This window comes from Pedobacter sp. D749 (assembly GCF_019317285.1).
Lineage (GTDB): Bacteria > Bacteroidota > Bacteroidia > Sphingobacteriales > Sphingobacteriaceae > Pedobacter.
Map to the genome: position 1 here is coordinate 2,242,115 of NZ_CP079218.1, position 22,157 is coordinate 2,264,271.

At 39.0% G+C, this 22,157-nt stretch carries 15 protein-coding genes; 11 read left to right on the plus strand and 4 right to left on the minus strand.

Going from position 1 to position 22,157, the window contains the following annotated elements:
• The first annotated feature begins 96 nt into the window (after positions 1-96).
• The 9 genes from KYH19_RS08955 (at position 97) to KYH19_RS08995 (ending at position 14,147) form a co-directional block, all read left to right on the plus strand.
• Complete coding sequence (locus KYH19_RS08955) at positions 97-1,215, plus strand: FecR family protein (RefSeq protein ID WP_219078417.1); 1,119 nt, start codon at positions 97-99, stop codon at positions 1,213-1,215.
• Between the two features lie 274 nt (positions 1,216-1,489).
• The gene (locus tag KYH19_RS08960) at positions 1,490-4,822 is read left to right on the plus strand and encodes a SusC/RagA family TonB-linked outer membrane protein (protein WP_219078418.1); all 3,333 of its coding nucleotides are present in this window, start codon (positions 1,490-1,492) and stop codon (positions 4,820-4,822) included.
• Positions 4,823-4,856: 34 nt separating this feature from the next.
• Complete coding sequence (locus KYH19_RS08965) at positions 4,857-6,347, plus strand: RagB/SusD family nutrient uptake outer membrane protein (RefSeq protein WP_219078419.1); 1,491 nt, start codon at positions 4,857-4,859, stop codon at positions 6,345-6,347.
• Between the two features lie 30 nt (positions 6,348-6,377).
• Complete coding sequence (locus tag KYH19_RS08970) at positions 6,378-7,187, plus strand: DUF4843 domain-containing protein (protein WP_219078420.1); 810 nt, start codon at positions 6,378-6,380, stop codon at positions 7,185-7,187.
• Between the two features lie 10 nt (positions 7,188-7,197).
• Positions 7,198-8,616: a PKD-like family lipoprotein gene (locus KYH19_RS08975; protein ID WP_219078421.1), complete on the plus strand. Its 1,419-nt coding sequence runs from the start codon at positions 7,198-7,200 to the stop codon at positions 8,614-8,616.
• Positions 8,617-8,787: 171 nt separating this feature from the next.
• On the plus strand, positions 8,788-9,921 hold the full coding sequence (locus KYH19_RS08980) for a TlpA disulfide reductase family protein (protein ID WP_219078422.1): 1,134 nt from the start codon (positions 8,788-8,790) through the stop codon (positions 9,919-9,921).
• Positions 9,922-9,945: 24 nt separating this feature from the next.
• Positions 9,946-11,814, plus strand: coding sequence for a protein-disulfide reductase DsbD domain-containing protein (locus KYH19_RS08985; protein WP_219078423.1), 1,869 nt, complete (start codon positions 9,946-9,948; stop codon positions 11,812-11,814).
• Positions 11,815-11,880: 66 nt separating this feature from the next.
• Positions 11,881-12,468 (plus strand): TlpA family protein disulfide reductase, encoded by a 588-nt coding sequence (locus KYH19_RS08990; protein ID WP_219078424.1) that lies wholly within the window; start codon positions 11,881-11,883, stop codon positions 12,466-12,468.
• 2 nt (positions 12,469-12,470) lie between these two features.
• Positions 12,471-14,147, plus strand: coding sequence for a trypsin-like peptidase domain-containing protein (locus KYH19_RS08995; RefSeq protein WP_219078425.1), 1,677 nt, complete (start codon positions 12,471-12,473; stop codon positions 14,145-14,147).
• Between the two features lie 488 nt (positions 14,148-14,635).
• On the opposite strand, the gene KYH19_RS09000 is transcribed toward KYH19_RS08995, so the two are convergent.
• Entirely contained in the window at positions 14,636-14,836 is a 201-nt protein-coding gene (locus KYH19_RS09000; RefSeq protein ID WP_219078426.1) for a hypothetical protein, read from the minus strand.
• 197 nt (positions 14,837-15,033) lie between these two features.
• Here KYH19_RS09000 and KYH19_RS09005 point away from each other — a divergent pair, with 197 nt between their 5' ends.
• Complete coding sequence (locus KYH19_RS09005; protein ID WP_219078427.1) at positions 15,034-15,717, plus strand: Crp/Fnr family transcriptional regulator; 684 nt, start codon at positions 15,034-15,036, stop codon at positions 15,715-15,717.
• Between the two features lie 309 nt (positions 15,718-16,026).
• A complete protein-coding gene (locus KYH19_RS09010; RefSeq protein ID WP_219078428.1) occupies positions 16,027-16,620 on the plus strand; it encodes a molybdenum cofactor guanylyltransferase in 594 nt (197 codons plus the stop codon).
• Positions 16,621-16,735: 115 nt separating this feature from the next.
• Here KYH19_RS09010 and KYH19_RS09015 read toward each other — a convergent pair whose 3' ends face one another.
• The 3 genes from KYH19_RS09015 to KYH19_RS09025 form a co-directional block, all read right to left on the minus strand.
• Positions 16,736-18,217, minus strand: coding sequence for a rubredoxin (locus KYH19_RS09015; RefSeq protein ID WP_219078429.1), 1,482 nt, complete (start codon positions 18,215-18,217; stop codon positions 16,736-16,738).
• 3 nt (positions 18,218-18,220) lie between these two features.
• On the minus strand, positions 18,221-18,391 hold the full coding sequence (locus KYH19_RS09020) for a nitrate reductase associated protein (RefSeq protein ID WP_219078430.1): 171 nt from the start codon (positions 18,389-18,391) through the stop codon (positions 18,221-18,223).
• A gap of 193 nt (positions 18,392-18,584) precedes the next feature.
• Positions 18,585-22,133, minus strand: a complete 3,549-nt coding sequence (locus KYH19_RS09025) for a nitrate reductase (protein WP_219078431.1) — start codon at positions 22,131-22,133, stop codon at positions 18,585-18,587.
• Positions 22,134-22,157: the final 24 nt, after the last annotated feature.

Consider the following 22,157-nt stretch of genomic DNA (forward strand, 5'->3'; position numbering starts at 1 on the left):
TATTGAAAATATTTTTGAAAAAAAATAATTTTCGATACCCCCAAGGCTATAGCTTCGCCGTATATATATTAACCAACCAAACTAGATTTCTTTGTAATGGAGAAAAATGCAAAAAAGCTTTTAGATAAATACCGTTCAGGCCATTGTACGCCAGAAGAAATCGCTGTTGTAGAAGCATGGTACCTTCAGTTGCCTTTCCAAAAAGAGGCTCCTGATCATTTACTGATCGAAACCAGTAAAGAAGAAGTATGGAATCGGTTAAAACCAGGAAGACAATCTGTAAAATTGGTTACGGTTAAGCGCATTACGATAGCGGCCAGTATTATTTTATGCTTTAGCATAGGTCTCTATTTTATAACAGGTCGTAGTACTCTTCCAGTAACAGCTAAAACAGAATTAAAAGATATTCTTCCAGGTGGAAATAAAGCGATGTTAACACTGGCCGATGGAACGGTGGTAAATCTGGACGATGCTAAAAACGGTCAGATTGCGAGCCAGAGCGGTATCATCATCCACAAGACTAAAAATGGTCAACTCGAATACATCATTAAAGAAATTCCAAATGCCCCGGTTACAGGCTCCAACACCATTAGCACGCCCCGTGGCGGACAATACCAGGTAAGCCTGCCCGATGGAACAAAAGTTTGGCTTAATGCGGCTACAACCTTAAAGTATCCTTATGCCTTTGCAAAAAACGAAAGGGTAGTAGAACTTAATGGCGAAGCTTATTTTGAGGTTTCAAAAGACCATACCCGTCCTTTTAAGGTAAAAACAGATGCACAAACCGTTGAAGTTTTAGGTACGCATTTCAATATTAACGCCTACAGGGATGAAGCTCTTGTTAAAACTACACTTTTAGAAGGTGCAGTAAAAGTGAGCAATGCCTCTGGTACTATAAACCTGCACCCGGGAGAACAATCGAAGCTAAATATAAACACAGCTAAATTAACGCTCAATCAGCAGGTTGATATTGACAAAGAAATGGCCTGGAAGAATAATATTTTCTCTTTTGATGATGATGATCTGCAAAGTATTATGCGGCAGATTTCGCGTTGGTATGATGTAGATGTCGTTTATCAGGGCAAAATTTCAACAGAAAAATATATCGGCGACATTCCTAGAAATAGCAACCTGGCAGAGGTATTTAAAATATTGGAATTTAACGACGTTCATATTGATATAAAAGGCAAAGTGCTTACCGTAACAAGAAATTAAACAAGAATGTCTTTCTTTAAACAGCCGGAAAAATCAACCAACCAATTTACAAACTAACTAAACTTTATGATGAAAAAACTACCAGAAATTTAGCATTCTACCTTAAAAAAAACCGAAAGCGCGACAACGCTTCCGGTAGAAATTTGGACAAGCAGCTTGCTTCGAAACCCAGCTGCTATTTTTTAACCTCATTCATTACAAAGGTATGAAATTAACTACCCTTTACAACCCCGTGTGCGACATGCGGAGGGTAAAGATTAAATTTTTATTGGTCATGAAATTGACTACGATTTTACTACTGGTTGGCGCCTTACATGTTTCGGCAGTCACCTTCTCGCAAACCGTAACGCTCTCTCGAAGAAAAACCTCACTTAAACAAGTTTTTAAGGAGATTAAAAAGCAGACAGGCTATTTTTTCTTTTACAAAGGACAATTGCTACAGGATAAGCCAGACGTAATGGTCGAGTTCAATAATACATCATTGGCAGATGCTTTGAATGCTTCTTTGAAAGATCAAAACCTGAGCTATAACATTGTTAACAAGACCATCGTGATCAGCCGCAAAGAGAATTTACCTATTGTTGCAGCAGGTTTAGCGGTAAAAATTGAGGTTAAAGGTGTTGTTGCTGATAAAGCTACGGGTGAAACCCTTCCGGGGGTTAGTGTTTCCGTTAAAAATGGTGCAAGTGCAGGCATCACCAATGATAAAGGCGAATTCAAAGTCAATGTTGACGAAGGAAGCATTTTGGTTTTTAGTTATGTGGGCTACGACTTGTTTGAAATCAAGGTTACAGGTACTAAAACGTTAAACGTTAAGCTTACCTCTAAGATGACCCAAATGAATGACGTGGTGGTTACAGGTTATCAAACGATTAAAAAAGATAACTATACGGGTAATGCGGTTACGATATCCGGTGATCAGCTGAGAAGGGTAAATCCACAAAATTTGCTTCAAAGTATCGGAACTTTCGATCCTTCATTTAAACTGATCGATAATAACCTGGCAGGCTCCAATCCTAACAGGATTCCTTCTATCAATGTTAGAGGAGCTTCTGCGCTGCCAAGCGGCGATGGGCAGGTGTTAAGAAGAGATGATATTCAAGGTAATGCGAACATGCCTGTTTTTATGCTTGACGGGTATGAAGTAAGCGTGCAGAAAGTATTTGATTTGGATGTGAATAGAATTGCATCGGTTACCTCATTAAAAGATGCAGCTGCAACTGCAATCTACGGTTCGCGCGCCGCCAATGGTGTAATTGTGATTACCACTAAAACACCTTTAGAAGGGAAATTACGGGTGGAATACAACTACGAGTTAAACCTTACCGCTGCAGATTTAAGTGATTATCAGGTTTTAGATGCTGCTGAAAAACTAGATTATGAAGTTTTGGCAGGATTATATAGTTCTTCTAAACAGCAAGTTTCTCAAGATCAGCTTGATGAAATTTATTACCATAAAAAAGCCAATGTTGTTGGTGGTGTGAACAGTTATTGGTTATCGCAACCCTTGCGTAATACCATAGGACATAAACATGCTATAAACCTGGATGGAGGTTCGCAGGCATTCCGGTATAATGTAAATCTTCGTTACCAAACCAGGCCGGGAGCAATGAAAGGCTCGGCAAGGGATCAATATTCCGGTGGAATGAGCTTTCAATACAATGTGAAGAAACTCCAGTTCAGAAATGAATTGTCTATAACGCAGGTAGGTGCTGCCGAATCTCCTTATGGTGATTTTTCGAGTTATGTAAGAATGAATCCTTATTATCCATTGAAAGATGCCAATGGCATGGCGATGAGGATTTCGGATGTATATGAAAAACAAGACGGATCCAGAGAATATGTTTTTAATCCATTATTTGACGCCAGTTTAAGCAGCTTCAATAAATCTAAATACACCGAAATTATTGATAACCTTTCTGCCGATTTAGAAGTGGCAAAAGACCTGAGGTTAAGGGGCCAAATGAGTGTAACCACGCGATCAAATACAGATGACGTATTCACTTCTCCTATGGCAAACAAATTTTACCTCTACAAAACAGATAAAATAGATGAAAAGGGAGAATATATGAATAGGGAGATGAAAGAAACCTATTGGGATAGTAATATCAGGCTAACCTGGTTAAAGCAGATTGGTGGCAATTATTTTAACGCTTTGGTAGGTGTAAATGCCCGTACAGAGCTGCGCGATCAAAAAGAATTTACCGCTATTGGATTTGCTAACGATCGTTTTACCAGCATAGGATTTGCCAAGGGCTATGCCGAAGATGGAAAACCGCAAAGCAGGCTAGAAAAAGCTCGTTTGTTTGGTTCATTTTTTTCGATGAACTACTCCTATAAAAACCGGTATCTGATGGATGGAACCGTGCGTATTGATGGTTCTTCAAAATTCGGCGTAAACAATAAACTGGCTCCTTTTTGGTCGTTCGGATTAGGATGGAATGTACATCAGGAGGAATTTCTGAAGGGTAATCCTGTAATTAGCCAACTCAGGATAAAAGCCTCTACGGGTCTTACCGGTTCGGTAGAGTTCGATCCTTATTTATCAAAAACCATTTATAAGTACAATACAGGAAACTGGTATTCATCTGGTATTGGTGCTGGTGTAAACAGTTATGGAAATGAAAACCTCGGATGGCAAAAAACAAGAATGACCGATATTGGTATCGACATTGGGCTTTTTAAAGATCGGGTAATGATTATGCCAAGGATATATAAGAAGTTTACCAAAGACATTTTAGCCGATATCACTTTACCTCCGTCAACAGGCTTTTTATCTTATAAAGAAAACCTTGGCGACATGGAAAACAAAGGTGCGGAGTTGGGGATAACCGTAGATGCCTTAAGAAGCAAAGACTGGTCGGTAAATCTGAATGCGAATATGGTTACCAACAGAAATAAGGTGGTAAGGATCTCTAACGCATTAAAAAAATACAATGACAGGGCAGACGAACTACAATCTTTAAAGCCGGGCGACGGTGGCTACAGGGGAATTCCTTTGCTTAGATTTAGCGAAGGGCAACCATTTAATGCCATTTATGGCGTACGTTCATTAGGTATAGATCCGGAAAATGGCCGTGAGCTTTACCTTAAAAAAGATGGTACACTTACATATGATTACGATAAGAGAGATTATGTTGTAATCGGCGATCCTAATCCTAAAGTGAGCGGTTACTTTGGTGGAACGGTTAACTACAAAAGGTTTAGCTTGTATGTGCAGTTTCAAACTTATTTCGGTGGCGATAAATACAACCTGACCCTGGTAGAACGTGTTGAAAATGCCGACCCAAGATATAACGTTGATAAACGTGTATTTGAAGAAAAGTGGAAGCAGCCAGGCGACCTCTCTTTTTATAAAAATATAGCTGATAATGGCGAAACGGATGTAAGCTCACGGTTTATCCAGCCTGATAATCTGATCAACCTTCAATCAGTCAACTTTTCTTATGATATGAATAAAAAAATCGCGTCAAAATTATCGATGTCGAGTCTCATGTTTCAGGTAACGGCAAATGACGTGTTGCGTTGGTCATCAGTAAAAGAAGAAAGAGGAATTAATTATCCATTTACCAGGAGTTTAACCTTTTCTGTCAGAGCAGCTTTCTAAGCTATATTATTTAACGAATTTAAAATATAAAAATATGAAGATTAGATTGTTAATCTGCCTCATCTTAATAACAGGATTGTTTAGTTCCTGCAAGAAATGGCTTGAAGTTGAGCCGGAATCAGAAATAGCTGCCCCAGTTTTATTCAGTACAGAAAATGGCTTTATGGAAGCCATAAATGGTGTGTATAACCGCAGTACAGAATCAGATCTGTATGGTAAGGAGCTTACATTTGGTACAACAGAAGTATTGGCTCAAAATTTTTCGATGCGTGAAGACGGACAGGATTACAGACAAACCTCATTGTATAATTACAAACATGGCGAGTTTATCAAACGCAAGGATAAAATATGGGCTGGTTTATACAATGCAATTGTTAACTGTAACCTGATTCTGGAAAATGTAGATGCAAAAAAGAACATTTTTAACGGCAACAATTATGCTATTGTTAAAGGAGAAGCGCTTGCCTTAAGAGCCTATTTGCATTTCGATCTGTTGCGTCTTTTTGCTCCTTCTTATCTGAAAAATCCTACTGCAAAAGGAATTCCTTATGCTAACAAATACACGAAAGAGATTACACCGGTTTCCAGCGTATCAGAAACCATTAATCTGATCATCAAAGATTTGGAAGAGTCTAAACAATTATTAATCGCAGATCCGATTCGTAGTGCCGGTTATATTGTAAATTATCCCTTAGTTACTGATACGCTGAAAAATACAGAAGAGAAGAACTCAAGTCTTTTCCTGCAAAACAGAAGGCACCGCTTAAATTATTATGCAGTATGTGGTACGCTTGCCAGGGTTTATCTGTATAAAAACGATAAAGTTAAAGCCTTACAAAATGCTAAAGAGGTAATCGACTCAAAAAAATTCCCATGGACAGCAAAAAGTGATTTTGAGGCATTCGAAGATTCGAAGAAAGATCGTATTCTTTATAAGGAACTTGTTTTTGGATGGTATATACCAGGTTCTGCAAAAGAGATAAAAGACAATTGGTTTCGAAGTGGTACCAGTGGATTTTATTTGATTGAGGATGCTGCAGATTATATCTATGAAAAGGCGACAGCCGGAGCAAGTGATTCCCGTTATAAATACTGGTTGTCTGCTACCTCCAGTCAATCGTCAAGATCTTACGATATCGTTAAATACCGCAGAAATCCCTTAAGTACCGAGGCTGGTGCAAATTTACATTACCTCATGGCTCCTGCGATCAGGCTTAGTGAGATGTATTACATCGCTGCCGAGTGTTCTTATGCAAATAATCCCACGATCGCAGTTAATTACCTTACACAGGTTCGTGAAGCGAGGCAAATAGGTGATCCTTTGACCATAAACAACGAAGAAGATTTATTAAAAGAACTGCTTAAAGATGCCCGTAAAGAATGGTTAGCAGAAGGCCAGTTGTTTTATATGTATAAAAGGCTCAATAGGGGTATTGTAGGGCAAACCGGTGTAATTATCCCGGCTTCCGATAACATTTTCGTGCTTCCTCTTCCTAACGACGAGGTTGTTTATGGTGGCAGATAAAACAGTTTGAAATTCTATTAATAGCAAATTATGAAAATATACATATTAATATCCGCAATCATTTGCCTTGTTTCTTGTAAGAAAGCAGAAGAGATGCGTTTTGATCACAGTGCTAATGTTTATTTCGACATTTATAATGGAGATAAAGACAGTATCGTAAGAACCTTTGCCTATAATCCTACACGGGCTCAGGACACCGTGTGGCTACCGGTACGTTTATCTGGGATCAGAACAGACGCAGAGCGGAAATTTAGTGCGCGGGTAGATACTGATTCCTCAACTGCCACTCCGGGAGTTCATTATGAAGCTTTGAAAGCTCAATATTCAATCCTTCCTAATAATGGATTAGGATACATTCCTTTGGTGATTTATAATAAGGATAAGGAACTTGAAAACAGATCAGTTTCAATACTCATCAAATTAACCGGTACGCCAGATCTGGGCATCGAAAATCCTTACCTGATTAGAGCTAAAGTAGTGTTCTCCTCCAAATTGGAAAAACCAGGCTGGTGGGATAGCTGGCCGCTTCCTCCTTATTCGAGAACCAAACATGAGTTATTTATTCTGGTAACCGGGCAAACCTCCCTCACTACCGACGGACTTGATGCACCGAAAAACCTGTATTATATAGGCTTATTAACCACGATGTTAAATAATCCATTTAATTGGGTAGCCAAAAATGCAGCGAAAGGCTATGTAATTGAAGAGGTAACTGCAGGTAATACCAATAGCTACTATTTCTATAACAAGAGTAATCCGTCTAAAAAAACGCTTTTGAGGAAAAACATACAGAATGGTAAATATTATTTTATAGATGAAAATGGCAATGAGGTTATTTAATTCGAAGAACATGAACATTAAAAAATTAATATTATTAATAGTTGGCGTGGTTTCTTTAGCCGCATGTCATAAAGACTTGGGTAATTACGATATCGATTTACCTATAGAGCCTAAATTGGCCAACCTTGATTCTGTTTACACCGCAAGTGTTGGGGATAGTTTGATCATCAAACCAAAAATAGAAGGAGCAGATGCTGCTAATATCGAACTTCAATGGAAAATTAGTGTGATGGAAGGGAATGATGTTCTCTATACCGGACCAGCTCTAAGAATTATATTTGGTTTGCAGGCTAAAAGATATTCTGCACGCCTTACTGTATTTAATAAGGCGAATGGAATGAAGTATTTCCATAATTTTTTTGTCGATGGCGGAACCGAATTTGCCAGTGGTACAACGGTATTGAGTGTCGAAAATGGGATCACGCAATTTTCATTTGTAAAGCCAGATGGTAGCGTGCAGGCACGTTTGTACAGGGCTATGCAGGGGAAAGATTTGCCTGTAAACCCCACAAATTTATTTCTGCTAAAAAATATATTTACAAATAACCTATTGGGATACTGGATCATTACAAAAAATGGTGGGATCAGGTTGGAACCGAATACCATGCAGGAAGAACCGAAATACCCTAATACTCTTAAAGATAACTTTTTTACATCGCCAGATGATTTGGAGGTGGGTTCTCTGATCTCGCATCCTCAAGGGGTAATGATGGGCGTTGTAAATGGTAAATTTTACGGCGGAACAACAAGCACCTGGGACCAGGCAGCTACTTATGGAATGTTCGGCTTACCTGCTGATGGTGATTATGAGTTGGCTCCGTCTTTTGTGATGAGCTTTACGCAAACGGCTACTTATTTTATTGGCTTCGACAAAAACAGAAAGCAATTTGTCAGGATCAATCTTTATGGAGCACCTGTTTATTTTGGTACCCAATACTCCGTTACTACAACAACTGCCTTCGATCCTTTAAATGTGGGGATGGATCTTGTTCATTTGGAGCAACTTAATAACGCAGATTGTTTCGCCTATTGTAAAGGAACTGATGGAAAGATTTACGAATTAAAGTTCAATGTTCAGTTTAACGGGCCATTTACCTTTACGCCTCAACATAAACGTCTTTTTGTCCGTCAGGAGCTAATTAATGAAAATACTAAATGGAGTGGCGCTAAAAACGGGGTAATTTATATTGCCAATGGCAGTAAGGTTTATCGGTATAATCCTGTAAATGAAGAACTCAGGGAACTGGCTACCAGCTTTAGCGGCAAAACGATCACGATGCTAAAATTGAGCGAAGACGAGGAAACCTTAATGGTAGGAACAGAAGAAGCCGTTTCTTTCCTAAATATTGCTACAGGCATGAACGGCGTATTCCTCAAAAAGATTGAGGGTATTCCAGGTGCTCCTGTAGATATCGCAATCAGAAAATAACCTTAGTCCATAAGGCTGTCGCATAAATATAGAATTGTCATCCTGAGCTTGTCGAAGGAACTGCTTAAAAGGCCTTACATGGCGTTTCGACAGGCTCAACGTGACAAATTCGATTGAATTACAATTAATGATACAGCCTCATGAAAATTATAACCATAAAAAAACATACAAATGAAAATCATAAAATTAGCAGTATTGGCCTTTTTGTTACCAGCTTTAAGCTGGGCACAGGCACCAAATTTTAGTTTAACAGGCAAAATAGGTTCGCTGGGTGCACCAGCGATGGCTTATATTGATTACATGGATAACGGTGTAAGTCACGAAGATTCAGTAGCACTTGTTAACGGAAGTTTCAAATTTACCGGAAATATTTCTGGCAATGCCTACGCCCGTATGGCATTGGATCATACGGGTGGGGGTAAAGGTAAGGCCGTTTATACCGGAGATGTGATTTACTTTTATTTCGGTAAAGAACAGGTAACGATCACTTCAAAAGATTCTCTGGAAAATGCTGTTTTTGCTGGCTCGAAAGTTTATCAGGAATATGATGCCTATAACAAAGCCATCGGTGGTACTATTATGGCGCTTACCAAAGCCGTTAATATCGATTTTAACCGTGGTACACCAGATCAGCAAAAAGATACCGCTTACATGAAGGCAGTAGATCTGCGTTTCAGAAAAAATATCCAGAACCGAACAGAGAAACAGTTTCAATTTGCAAAAGAACACCCAACATCATACTTCTCTTTAGTGGCACTTTCAGAAGCTGCCGGAAGCAAGGTTGATGTAGCCAAGGTTGAACCGCTTTTTAACGCCCTGAACAAAGTTTATCGCGAAACCGATATGGGTAAAGAACTCGCTCAGCGTATTGCTGCAAGCGGCATTACCGCTGTTGGAAATGTTGCACCGCTTTTTACACAGAACAATGTAGTAGGCAAGCCGGTTTCATTAGCCAGCTTAAAAGGAAAAGTAGTTCTGGTTGAGTTTTGGGCAAGCTGGTGTGGTCCGTGCAGGGCTGAAAATCCGAACCTGGTCAAACAATATCAAACCTACAAGGATAAAGGCTTCGAGATTATTTCAGTTTCATTGGATAATGTAAAGGAACGCTGGTTAGAGGCGATTGAAAAAGATGGCTTAGACTGGATTCATGTTTCTGACCTGAAAGGATGGAACAACGAAGTCGGCCGTTTATATGGCGTACGTGCAGTACCTGCAAGTTTTCTGGTAGATGCGCAAGGCAAAATTATTGGCAATGGCTTGCGTGGCGAACCTTTGAATAAAAAGCTTGCTGAAATATTCAATTAGTTACTGGCGGATAAACTATAGGTAATGAAAAGAATACTAACGGCATGCCTGATGCTGGTTTCTCTGCTCACTTTTGGGACTGAGAAATATCGGGAGAAAATTGCATTAAAGGTTTTGTATGTGGGCTATAATCCCGATAAGCCGATGCCAAAAAATGTAGTTTATTATTCAACTACCCCAGCGGTTATCGAAAAAATTTACAAAACCAGAATGGCAGATTTTAAAGCCTTTTTGGAACAACGTTTTACAGAAGTTAAAGTGGTAGATGTGGCTGAATACAAGGTAGAAATGTCTAATGAGGTTGATGTAACGCTGATGGATGCCGGTCCGGTTAACATGCCCGCAAACTTTAGTCGCCCGATGGTTTTAATGCATGCCATGGCTCCTAACGTTGGTTTACCTTTAGGTTTAAAGTTCGATTGGTATTGCCAGTGCCTGGATGATGAAGCCCTGAACATCAAAACCAATCATCCCATTTTTAATACGCCAAATGCTGTAAAACTAACCATGGTGAAAAAACCGACTCCAGGTTCTTTTTTTAATGGTCATCAGGGCATTGGTACACCAAAAGTAATGGATATGTGGCAGGTGGTAAAGCAAGGCTTTTCTTCAAAAGAACCTTACCTGATTGGAATGGTTTCTCATGGCGAAGGATTTAATGATTCGCCTGACGCTGAGTCTATTTCAGGTGGTGTTTGCCTTAAAAATGCCGAAGCAGTGGCTTTAGGTCGTCAGGGGAATTATTTTATGTGGGGTTTTGCAGGCTCTCCTGATTATATGACAGACGAGGCCAAAGATGTTTTTGTAAACACCATCTGTTATATTAAAAAATTCGATCGTCTTCCGGCTATTGTTAAAAAAGTGCAGATCGAAACCCGGAGCGGCATAGATGAACTAATCTATCGGTTAAGCAAAGATCTTTATAACCAGGCCATTGTTTCAAGAAGGGAAGGCAACCTTCGTATGCTGAAAATGCAGCAGGAATTAAAGGATAAAAAAGCAAAAGGCGAAGATATTGGTCATGGCAACGAAATGTTCTTAAAAATGCCCATAACCAATGATACACAATCATTTGAGGATTATGTAAAAGGTTATGCCGGCGATAGTTTATTCACCATTTATGGTACTAATATCAATCTCTATCATAAGTATTATCGTCAAAATTATGAGTATTTCTATCCTTCAGGCGTGTATACCCTTCGGTTAGATCTTGATGCACAAAAACTGGGTATTTCTAACCGTAAAGTAGCGCTTTTAGATAAATGCATAAGTTTATTAGAAGCCGGCAAAGAAGTGGCGATGGCTCAACGCTTGCTCGAACGTTACACCACTGAAAAATTCAGCAAAGCAACTGAATGGAAAAATTGGCTCAATTTAAACCGTAATAAGCTCTTCTATACCGAATCTGGTGGCTTCAAATTTATGGTCAATACTTATGGAAAAAGTCTTCCTATTAGCCAGCAACAAAGTCACCAATTGCCAAAAGCGATTATAAGTGATGAACCGACCACAGCCGATCCGGTTGCGGTTTCGGCAAGGTTTATTCCGGGCAATGGCAATAAAAAAGACAGTTTGCTTATCGAAGCCAAAATTTTAAAAGGCTGGCATATTTATGCTTATGTATCCAAAGATAATCCATTCGTGGTAACCGAAACCCGCCTCGAACTTCCTGAAGGCGTAGTAGCTGATCAGGAATGGAAAACTACAGCAGCTATTCCATATCCGGGCAATGAGGGCATGTTTATTTTTGAAGGAAAGGCAAACTTTAGGATAATGGTCGATTACAGCAAGGCAAAAGCCGGTACTAAAATTAGATGTGGACTTTACTATCAGGTATGTGACGAAACCAAATGTTATCCACCGAAAGAAAAGATATTGGAGATACTCATTTAAGCTATCTATGCGCTCGGCATGGCCGGTAAAATGGCCTTGCCTTTTTTTTAACCTTTAACTTAAAATATGAAATCTTTTTTGAGGCTTTGCATCCTGGCTTCTTTGTGTCTGTTTGCACGTATTTCTGTATCGGCGCAAACAGCTGTAAGCAACACTGATTCCTTGCACAATAAACTTTTATCAGAAATGATTGCTGTGCCTGCACCTAATTTTACCTTAAAAGACCTTGACGGAAATGTGGTATCGTTAAAAGGCCTGAAAGGAAAAGTAATTGTACTCGATTTCTGGTCGACATGGTGTGTGCCCTGCAAAAAATCTTTTCCTGCAATGCAGTTAGCCGTTAATACCTATAAAAATGATTCAGCTGTAAAGTTTTTATTTATCCATACTTGGGAAACCACCAAAACATCCGTTGAAGATGTAAAGAAATACATTGCACAATCAGGTTTTAATTTTCAAGTGCTGATGGATCTGAAAAATGAAACAGGCCGAAATGCCGCAGTTGAAGATTATGGCGTAAGTGCCATTCCAGCAAAATTCATCATTGACAAAACAGGTAATATCGTATTTAAACTTACCGGATTCACCGGAACCGATGCCAATGCACTCGAGGAAATTTCTGAGCGGATTACATTGGCAAAAAATCATAAGTAATCATGAATAATTATATCAAGGGAATTTTGATAACGGTGGTGATGCTACCCGGATTAAATGCTGCTGCACAAAAAAAGCAGGTAGCCAAATTCCAGAAAACCATAACCGAAGCCGTTAAAAAAGCATATCCCGCAAGTGTAAGGATGTGGGGTTTCGATGTGCAGCAAAACCAAAGAACCAGTGCGCAGTTTAGCGGTGTGGTAGTTAGTGCAGACGGTTATATCTTAACGGCAGCACACACCATTTTACCTAGTAAAAACTATAAGGTCTTTTTTCCTGATGGCCGCGAATGTATTGCCCTGGCTTTAGGTAAAATAGACAATAAGGAGACGCCAGGCATTCCAGATGTAGGCATGATGAAAATTACCGATAAAGGCACCTATCCATTTGCTGAGATGGGCTATTCTGCAAGTTTGGTTAAAAATGAACCTTGTATCAGTATTTCATATCCCGAAACCTTAAATCAAACGCTGCCAACATTAAGGTTAGGAAATATTGCAGAAGTGAAAAATGAATATGGCTTTATTCGCTCCACCTGCAAAATGGAACCAGGTGATTCTGGCGGACCTTTATTTGACTATTATGGCCGAGTTATCGGGTTACATAGTGCGATTGATGTTTCCGAAGAAATGAATTTCGAAATTCCCGTTGACCTTTATCGCGGCTATTGGACGGCTTTAAACAGCGAAAGACTTTATACGGCTTTCCCGGAAAAGAAGGATAGTGTGAAAACAGATCCCTTGTCTTTGCTATTGCAGAGAGAAAGTAAACAAAAGGCTTTACATCCTGATTTTGATCTGTCAACGCCCAAAAATAGCTGCTTTTCGATCAAAAGTATAATTAAAGGAAAATCCCAGCATATTTACGCCACTTTATTGAATGTTAATATAGCAAATGGAGCTAAAAAACAGTTTTTGTTGACTAAAAACACGATGGTTGGCGAGCAAATGCAATGTGAGATTAATGGAGTTGCCGTGCCAATCAGGTTAATTGGAAAAGATCAGGAAAATGACCTGGTTTTATTCGAACTTGAACAGCGGATAACCGGTGGGATTGATTTAAATATCTCTGATAGCAATAGTGTTAAAATAGAGATGGGTAAACTTCTTTATAGCATTGATCCCTCAGGCAAAGTGATGCATAGTGTTTTGGGGAGTACACTATTTAATTTGCCTAAAATTAACAGTCAGCCTTATTTGGGCGCAATGGTAGTTTATAGTTCCAGTCCCATTCAGTTTTCGTTAATTAAAAAAGGCAGTCCGGCAGAAAAAGCAGGTATAAAAGTTGGCGACGAACTGATTAGCATTAATGGAAAAACGATGAAAAAGGCTAGTGAATTTGCACCAGAAATACTGAAATACTGGGCAGATGACGAGCTTACTTTAGAATGGCAAAATGCTTCGGGTAAGATGAGTAAAACACTAAAACTAGAAGGAAGGGGGCAGTCAGTATTTAATCATCCGGCAGAGAAATTTGAAGGCGGGAAATCAGGCCGAAGAGACGGCTTTAATGCGATTTTTACGCACGATGCCGCCATTAAAGCAAACGCCTGTGGATCGCCTGTTTTCGATTGGGAAGGTAATTTTTATGGGATCAATATTGCCAGGTATAGCCGGACAACTACTGTTGTGATGCCGAAGAAAACAATCGCTGAGTTCATTTTGAAGAGTATTCAATAGCTTAGTTTTTCGCCACGGAAACACAGAAGTCACAGAGTTTCTAATGGTCGGTGTCTCACCGACCATTGCTTAGTATCTATTGCCTAACATATTTCGGTCAGTGAAATACCAACCGATAAGGACTGCCCAAACCGAAGTGCGCTACACCTGCATTTCTCAACAATACATGATGCATTTTTTGAAGCGCATTGCCTGTGCTAGTATTAAAGTTGCTTCCCGTGCTTCGCTATATCCCTTCGCTGCGCTTTGGGGATGCCGCTATGCCCGGGGCTAAGCACGCTTTTTCTGCAAGGAATCTATTGCTTAAAATTCAAAGGGCCTGAATGAATTTTTCTAGTGGTCGATGTCTCACCGACCACTGCTTAGGATTTGTTGCCGAACATATTTCTGTCGGTGAGACACCGACCGATAAGGGCTGCCCAAACCGAAGAGCACTGCACCTGCTTTTCAAAAAGTGGTGTGTATGAAAGGGCCTCTTTTTTTAATCTTTACAATTTTACTCTCTTTGCTTTTGGTTCTGGTTTTTCAGGTAATTGTATCGATAAAATCAAATCAATACTTTCCGAATTGATTTCATAATCGGCTGCAATTTTTTCCCATCTTTTTAATTCTGATTGTAAGGTTTCAATTTCCTTACCTAATGATTCGATCTTATTCTGGATTGATTTTCTAACGTTTGTATTTGCCATAACACAAAATTATGATTTGATGGCATATCTTTAAACTTCTTTGTTGCAAGCGTGTATATAAAAAATGCTAAGTGTTCTATTTCAGCGAGTTTTATTCTTATAAAATTTTCAACAATAGTGAAGAATCGCCGAATTTGTATGGTATAGCATAAAATTGTGCAATCATTTCTTATTTTTACCCAACATCCCTGATAAACATGAAGAAAAACAATAGCTGCGATCTTAAAACCTGTTTTATGTGCCAACTCACATTAAAAGAATGGCATCCTGCTATTGAAGGTCATAAACGGAATTTTATTGCAAAAAAAGGGGAGGTGATTATCAAAGAAGGCGATCCTGTTAGTGGTGTTTATTTTGTAACTTCAGGCAATGTGAAAGTGCATAAACAATGGGGCGATAAAGAACTGATTTTACGCTTTGCAAATGATGGTGCCATAATCGGACATCGGGGAATTAGCAGCAATACTTCTACCTACCCAATCTCAGCAACGGCTTTAGAAACCACTAAACTTTGTTTTGTAGATATCGAATTTTTTAAAACCACCATAAAAGTAAATCAAGAATTTGCCTATGGTTTATTAATGTTTTATGCAGATGAACTGCATGCTTCGGAAAAGAAAATGCGTAATTTGGCTTTAATGTCGGTTAAGGGAAGACTTGCAGTAGCCATTTTAGGATTGCGGGATCAGTTTGGACTAGACGAAGAGGGATTTTTAAATCTGGCTTTAAGCCGTCAGGATCTGGCTGCCTTTACCGGTGCAACTTATGAAACCGTTTTTAGAACTATGAATGAGCTACTCGCTGAAAAATTAGTGGTAGTTAATGGAAAGCAGATCGGCATTTTAAGCGAAGCTGGATTAATAGATTTGAGTAGTAAATAATTAAAGTTTATACTTTTTAATTTTTTAAAATTCTCTGTTGTCACACTGAGGGTTATTAGTTGTTTAAAATCAATATGAGTGATAAAAAAATTTTAAAGAGGTGAGTCGATTAGAAGTATCGTCATCTCGACCGTAGTGGAGAGATCTTTAAATTTGAACTATGTTAAAAGATTTCTCCATTTCGCTGCGCTTCAGTCGAAATGACGGCGATTTTTTAAATTTGTTATTGGTAGCGTAGTCGAAGTGTCTTTGCAAAACGTTTATTTTGTTCGGCTTAACTGATAAATAGTTTTTAATTATTGATATGATATGTTGGGAATCGTTTTATGTGGTGGACAAAGTTTGCGCATGGGTACTGATAAAGGCTTGCTTAACCATCAGGATAAACGTTGGGCGCAGGTTGCGGCTGATAAATTGGGATCGCTTGATCTCCCTGTAAAGTTTTCAGTTAATCCATTGCAGCAACTCACTTATTCGGGTTATTTTGGAGATCAGCAGCTGATTGTCGATAATTCCTCACTTGATGTTAGTGGCCCATTATTGGGCGTGCTTTCTGCACATTTATCAAATCCTGAAGAAGATTTTTTTTTATTGGCTTGCGATATCTTATTGATGGAAACCAGGTTGTTGGAAAAACTTATCCATTCAGCCAAAGCTGATGGTACTTTCGACTCCTATATTTTTACCAAAGACGGGGGGCAGGAGCCTTTATGTGGGATTTATAAAGCGGAAGGGTTAAAAAAAGTCATCTTTATGCTTCAAAACAATGCACTTGTTAAACATAGTATGAAATACGTATTAGGCAATTTACGGGTCAGCGAAATAGCTGTCGAAGACCATGATTATCGTTATTTTCGTAATTTTAACTCGCAAGAGGAGATAAATAGAATAACGTCACCCTGATCCGATATCTATCGGATTCATTTCAGGGGCTTATTGTAAGAAAGATGCTGAAACAAGTTAATCATAATGATCGAGTTGATAAGCGTTTAGAAACAAATAAATTATTGCTTCAGATTTACAATAGTTGTAATACTGATTGATCTATTTTAGTGAAATTACTTTTCTCTCCTTCGCAAAGTGTACAGCAATAATCATCCGGTAAATCTTTAAATGCCGTACCTGGATTAATGTTATTTTCAATTTCCCCGAACTGTTCGTTGTACACAGTTAAACAATTGTTACATTGATATAAAAAAGTGCCAACTTTTATTGCGGTTTCTTCTGTTTGGTTGTTCTGTTTTTGTTTCCCTGTTTTAATCGCATTTAAACGGTATTTGTAAAATTTAAATATAGCCCGTCTGAGTTGTTCTGGCAGTAAAAAACTTGGATTGCTCCGGCTAAAGATTTCGCCCGTACGCTCGTTGGGGTTAAAGTCTTTCGCACACAAAATATCATAAACAGGGAACAGTTTCATGCCCAGCAAATTAATAAGATGACTTTTCAGGATCAGAATGCTACTAAAAACCTCACTTTTTTTGCGGGTTTTAATGCCAAAGCAAATGCCAAAGGTTCGGGTATCATCAATGTTTAAATGTTTAACCAGTAAGCTTTTTAATGCTAAACCTTCGTTGCAGTTATCTTCAACCTGAAAATTTAGCTCGTTGGCCGCATGCCGCATATTAATCTCATATTCTTCGAGCAGGGCGTTCCAAAGTTTTTTATCTTTCTCGTCTATCCCTTTTACAATAATGGTTTTCCAGGATGTACAGCACAATTGACCGAGTTTGGTATCTAAACAAAGCTGACAAAGTTTTTTTAAAAATGCGATGCTGAACAGTTCATCGCGCCTGTAAATACCCAACCAGTATTTGTTGTTGTAGCGGTTCAAACCCTCGTAATAAGGCAGGTTGAATGAAGAAAGGGAAACTGTATTTTCTGCGGCTTTAAGAATAAAATTGCCTTGGTCTAAAAGGGAAAAAAGATCTTCGCCATTAGCCAAAGTATTATCCATAAAACGCGTTGGATGATTTTTGATAATGGTTTCTAAGCCCTTAGTTACCTGAGCAATGTGGTTAGTATAACAGAGTTTATTCCACTCGTAGATTACATTGGTTTTAGGAAAGCGGATAATCAGGTGCCAGTAATGTTCTGAATGTGAAGAGGCAATCCAGTTAATATTCCCCGTTAACATGGGCGTGAAACTCTGGTCGCTGTCGCAAATATTCACTTTTACTGAAGGTTTAAAATCGATGTCATCCAGAATATCTTTATATACGCCTTCAGTAAGCCAGGTTTTACGGATAAAAATTTCTTCGGCCGGATATGAGCTGATGATGTTGGGGAAATTATTGCTGTCTATTTCATAATCGATTCCAAGTTTATCCAATTCACCCGTAAAGATGTCAATATTGTAAGTTGTATTGTCAATCAATAACTGCTGACGAAGGCCAAAACGAACATATTGAATTCTTGCTTTTGTTGCCGCAACCAGAATGTTGTACAGATTGCCCGGTGATATAATCCCGCCCGGGAAATTAATAATAATGTTTTGATACATGGCTTAACGATTTAGAAATCCAAATTCGATTATTGCTTTAGGCGGCATCCATTTAAAACGCACGATCGTAGGGATGCAACGCACATTCTCTTCAATAAAATCTTCTTCGAACTTAAAGTATTCAATCCCTTTAAGGTTTTTAAATTCTGAAGGAGTGAGTTTTATTTTCATCATGTTGTTTTTAGTTTAATATTCTTTAACCATCTATCGTCATTCCCGCGCAGGCGGGAATCTTAATGCAACCTACAAACCTTCCGTGGCATTACGATTCCCAATCAGGTTGGGAATGACGATACCCAGTGCCTTACCACTTCGACTCCGATTTTTTTCCAAAACTTATTCTCAGGATGAAGAACCAAGTTTATAACTATTCTATTAAAGCAGGTTTTGCTTCTGTCTTAAGCACATTTACAAAAGAGTCTAAAATTGCTTTTACCTCTGGTCTGCAACTCCCACAGCCCATTCCAGCACCTGTGAGCTGGCAAAGTTGCAAATGATCTTTGCAACCGTCTTTTATTTTGTTGATCAGATTGCCCTCACCAACATTGTTGCAGCTACATACTGTTTTGCCAACAATGGGTTCGGTTGTTTTCCCACTTCTTAACAGTTGGAGTCGCTTTTCGCTCAACTCCATTTTACTTTCAATCAGGTTCCGAAACTCCAAAAACTCACTCTTATCGCCAATTAATATCGCTCCAACCAGCTTATCGTTGTGTACAATACATTTTTTATAGTAACGTTTGGCTTTGTCTATAAAAACAATTTCCTCATAGGTAGGGTCGTTATTCGGTATTTCTACCAAACCTAATGAACAGAGTTCTAAACTGTGCATTTTGAGGATATTCATTAGCAAACTTCCTTGGTAAAATTTTGCAATATCTCCGCACAGAAACCGCGCTACAATTTCGCCCTGTTGTTCTGCTGCTGCAGTAATGCCATACATCTGACCTTTGAATTCTGCAATTTCACCAATGGCATAAATGTCCTTTTCATTGGTTCTCAGGTATTCGTCAACCACAACACCTCGTTTGCATTCAATTCCTGCTTCTTTAATCAGTTCGGTGTTTGGGACAGTACCTATGGCAATTACTAACGATTCACAATCGAGCAATAAACCGCTTTTTAAACGCAGACCCGAAATGCTTTTTTCACCGATAATGCGGTCTACCTCATCGTTATAAAAGATTTCAATGCCTTTACTAATCAGTTCTTCGTGCAGTAATTGACTGCCTAATGCATCTAACTGACGTCCCATTAATCTCGATATCCGTTGAATAATCGTCACTCTTGATCCGGTTTCAGCCAAAGATGTAGCCAATTCGATCCCTAGTAAACCACCGCCTACAATCACTACTTTTCCATTTGTAGTATCAATATGTTTTTTAAAGCTGTCGGCGTCATTTCTGCTTCGCATGGTAAATATGCCGTTTAGTTTCGGGAGATCTTTAAGTACAAAAGCCCTGCTTCCTGTGGCCAGAAGCAGAACGTCGTAGTGGTGGACTTCTCCGTTGCTATCGGTAACTGTTTTATTTTCTTTATCGATTTTATCGATACCTAAACCTCGGTGTAGTTTTATCTTATAGTCTGTTTCCTCACTGTCACTCATTTTAATGAGATTATGCCAGGGTAAAGTGCCGATAATATAATCGGGGAGAAGTACCCGGTTGTAAAAAGGGAAATTCTCTTTACTAAAGATCTCAATATCGTCTTCGGTATTTAAGGCCCTATAGCTTTTAACAAAACCACAGGCTCCAGCGCCAGCACCAATCACAATAATCTTTTGCCGGGCTTTTTTATACAGCTTTACTTGTACAGCACTGAATTTGAAATCAGGTTCTTTGCTTTGTGGGTCAACAAGGTTATTGGTGAGGTTATTTACCCGGTTTAAATCACTTTTTAAAATTTTGCCCCAGTGCATGGGCATAAAAACTACTCCGGGTTTAATGTCTTCAGAAAATTTTGCTTTTACACATACATTTCCACGTAAACTGGAAATTTCGATAACATCATTATCGTTAATGTTCCGGGTTCTGGCATCAATCGGGTTAATTTCTAAAAAAGATTCACTGATGTGCTGGTTCAGTTTATTTACCTTACCTGTTTTGCTTCGGGTATGCCATTGGTCTCTGATTCTTCCCGTGGTTAAAATCAATGGATGTTCTGGCGTTAAAGCTTCCGATTGGTTCTGATCATCAAATGATAAAATATTGGCTTTTTTATCAGGTGTGTAAAACTGATGATCGGTAAATAATCTGGCTGTTCCAAATGCCCTTTCTTGCTTTGGGTAAGGCCATTGAACGGCTCTTTTATCTTTTAAAATTTCATAATTAAGTCCGCTGATATCAATATTAGTTCCTTCCGTAAGGCCCGCATGTTCATCATATATTTCGCTTGCATTTTTAAAATCGAAACCATGAAAGCCCATTTTTTTTGCAAACCGGCAGATGATTTCCGAATCTGGCAGCGCTTCTCCAGGTGCTTCGGTAACTTTGCTGAGGTAAGAAATATAACGCCCAGCGTTGGTCATAGTGCCTTCTTTCTCAACCCAGGCTGCTGCTGGTAGAACTACATCAGCATATTTTAATGTTTCTACAGTATTGCTAATGTCTTGAACAACTACAAATTTTGCTTTTTTTAAGCCTTCTTCTGCTACGCGAACATCGGGCAGGCTGATTAAAGGGTTAGTGCATAAAATCCATACTGCTTTCAGTTTACCGGTATTCAGCTCATCGAACATTTCGGTTGCAGTTAATCCGGGTTTAGACTGTATAGTACCCAAGGGAATCTGCCAGAATTTCTCAACCTCATTACGATGATTTTCATTGCCTAAAACACGGTGTGCGGGTAACAAATTGCTTAAACCGCCAACTTCACGGCCGCCCATGGCATTGGGCTGTCCGGTAAGCGAAAAAGGACCGCTTCCAGGCTTGCCAATATGACCTGTAATCAGGTTCAGGTTAATTAGCGAAAGATTCTTATTCGTGCCAACAACACTTTGATTAAGCCCCATCGTCCACATGCTGATGAAACCTTTTGCATTACCGATGTAAGATGCAGCTAAACGGATGTCACTTTCTTTGATACCACAAATAGTTGCTGCCTCTGCCAAGGAGGTGGAAAAAACGGTAGCCTGGTATTTTTCGTAACCATTAGTGCTGTTGATGATAAAATCAGCATCAATTTTTCCATCTTCAATCAAACATCTTCCAATGGCATGGTGAAGGGTAATATCGGTACCCGGATTAAGCTGTAAATGAACATTGGCAATTGAGCAGGTTTGTGTTTTACGGGGGTCGCTAACAATAATTTTTAACTCAGGATTTTTCTGTTTAGCGGCTTCAACACGGCGCCATAGGATAGGATGGCACCATGCTGGGTTTGCGCCTGCAACAAAAATACAATCGGCAATTTCAATATCATCGTAACTAATGGGTACTGTATCTTCACCAAGACTCATTTTATAACCAACAACCGCACTGCTCATACATAAGCGGCTGTTGGTATCGATATTATTACTACCGATAAATCCTTTAATTAATTTATTTACTACATAATATTCTTCTGTTAAACATTGTCCGCTGGCATAAAAAGCAACGCTGTCAGGACCGTGTTTTTTAATTAATGCTTTAAAAACGGCTGCTGTTCTTTCCAATGCAGTATCCCAGCTTACCCTTTGGAGGGGCATGTTTTTATTGTAGCGCATTTCGGGGTAGAGTAGCCTGTCGCTTTTGTCATTTGCTGTATAATGAAGATTCATGCCTTTACTGCACAACAACCCTTTATTTACAGGATGGTTTTTGTCTCCTTCAACAGTTATCCGCTCATGGATATCTTTATTTACCACAATACCACAGCCCACCCCGCAATAACAGCAGGTGGTTGTTTTATTCGGCGATATATTTTTTTCTTCTTTCAAATGATCGGCTTGTATAGTAGATTT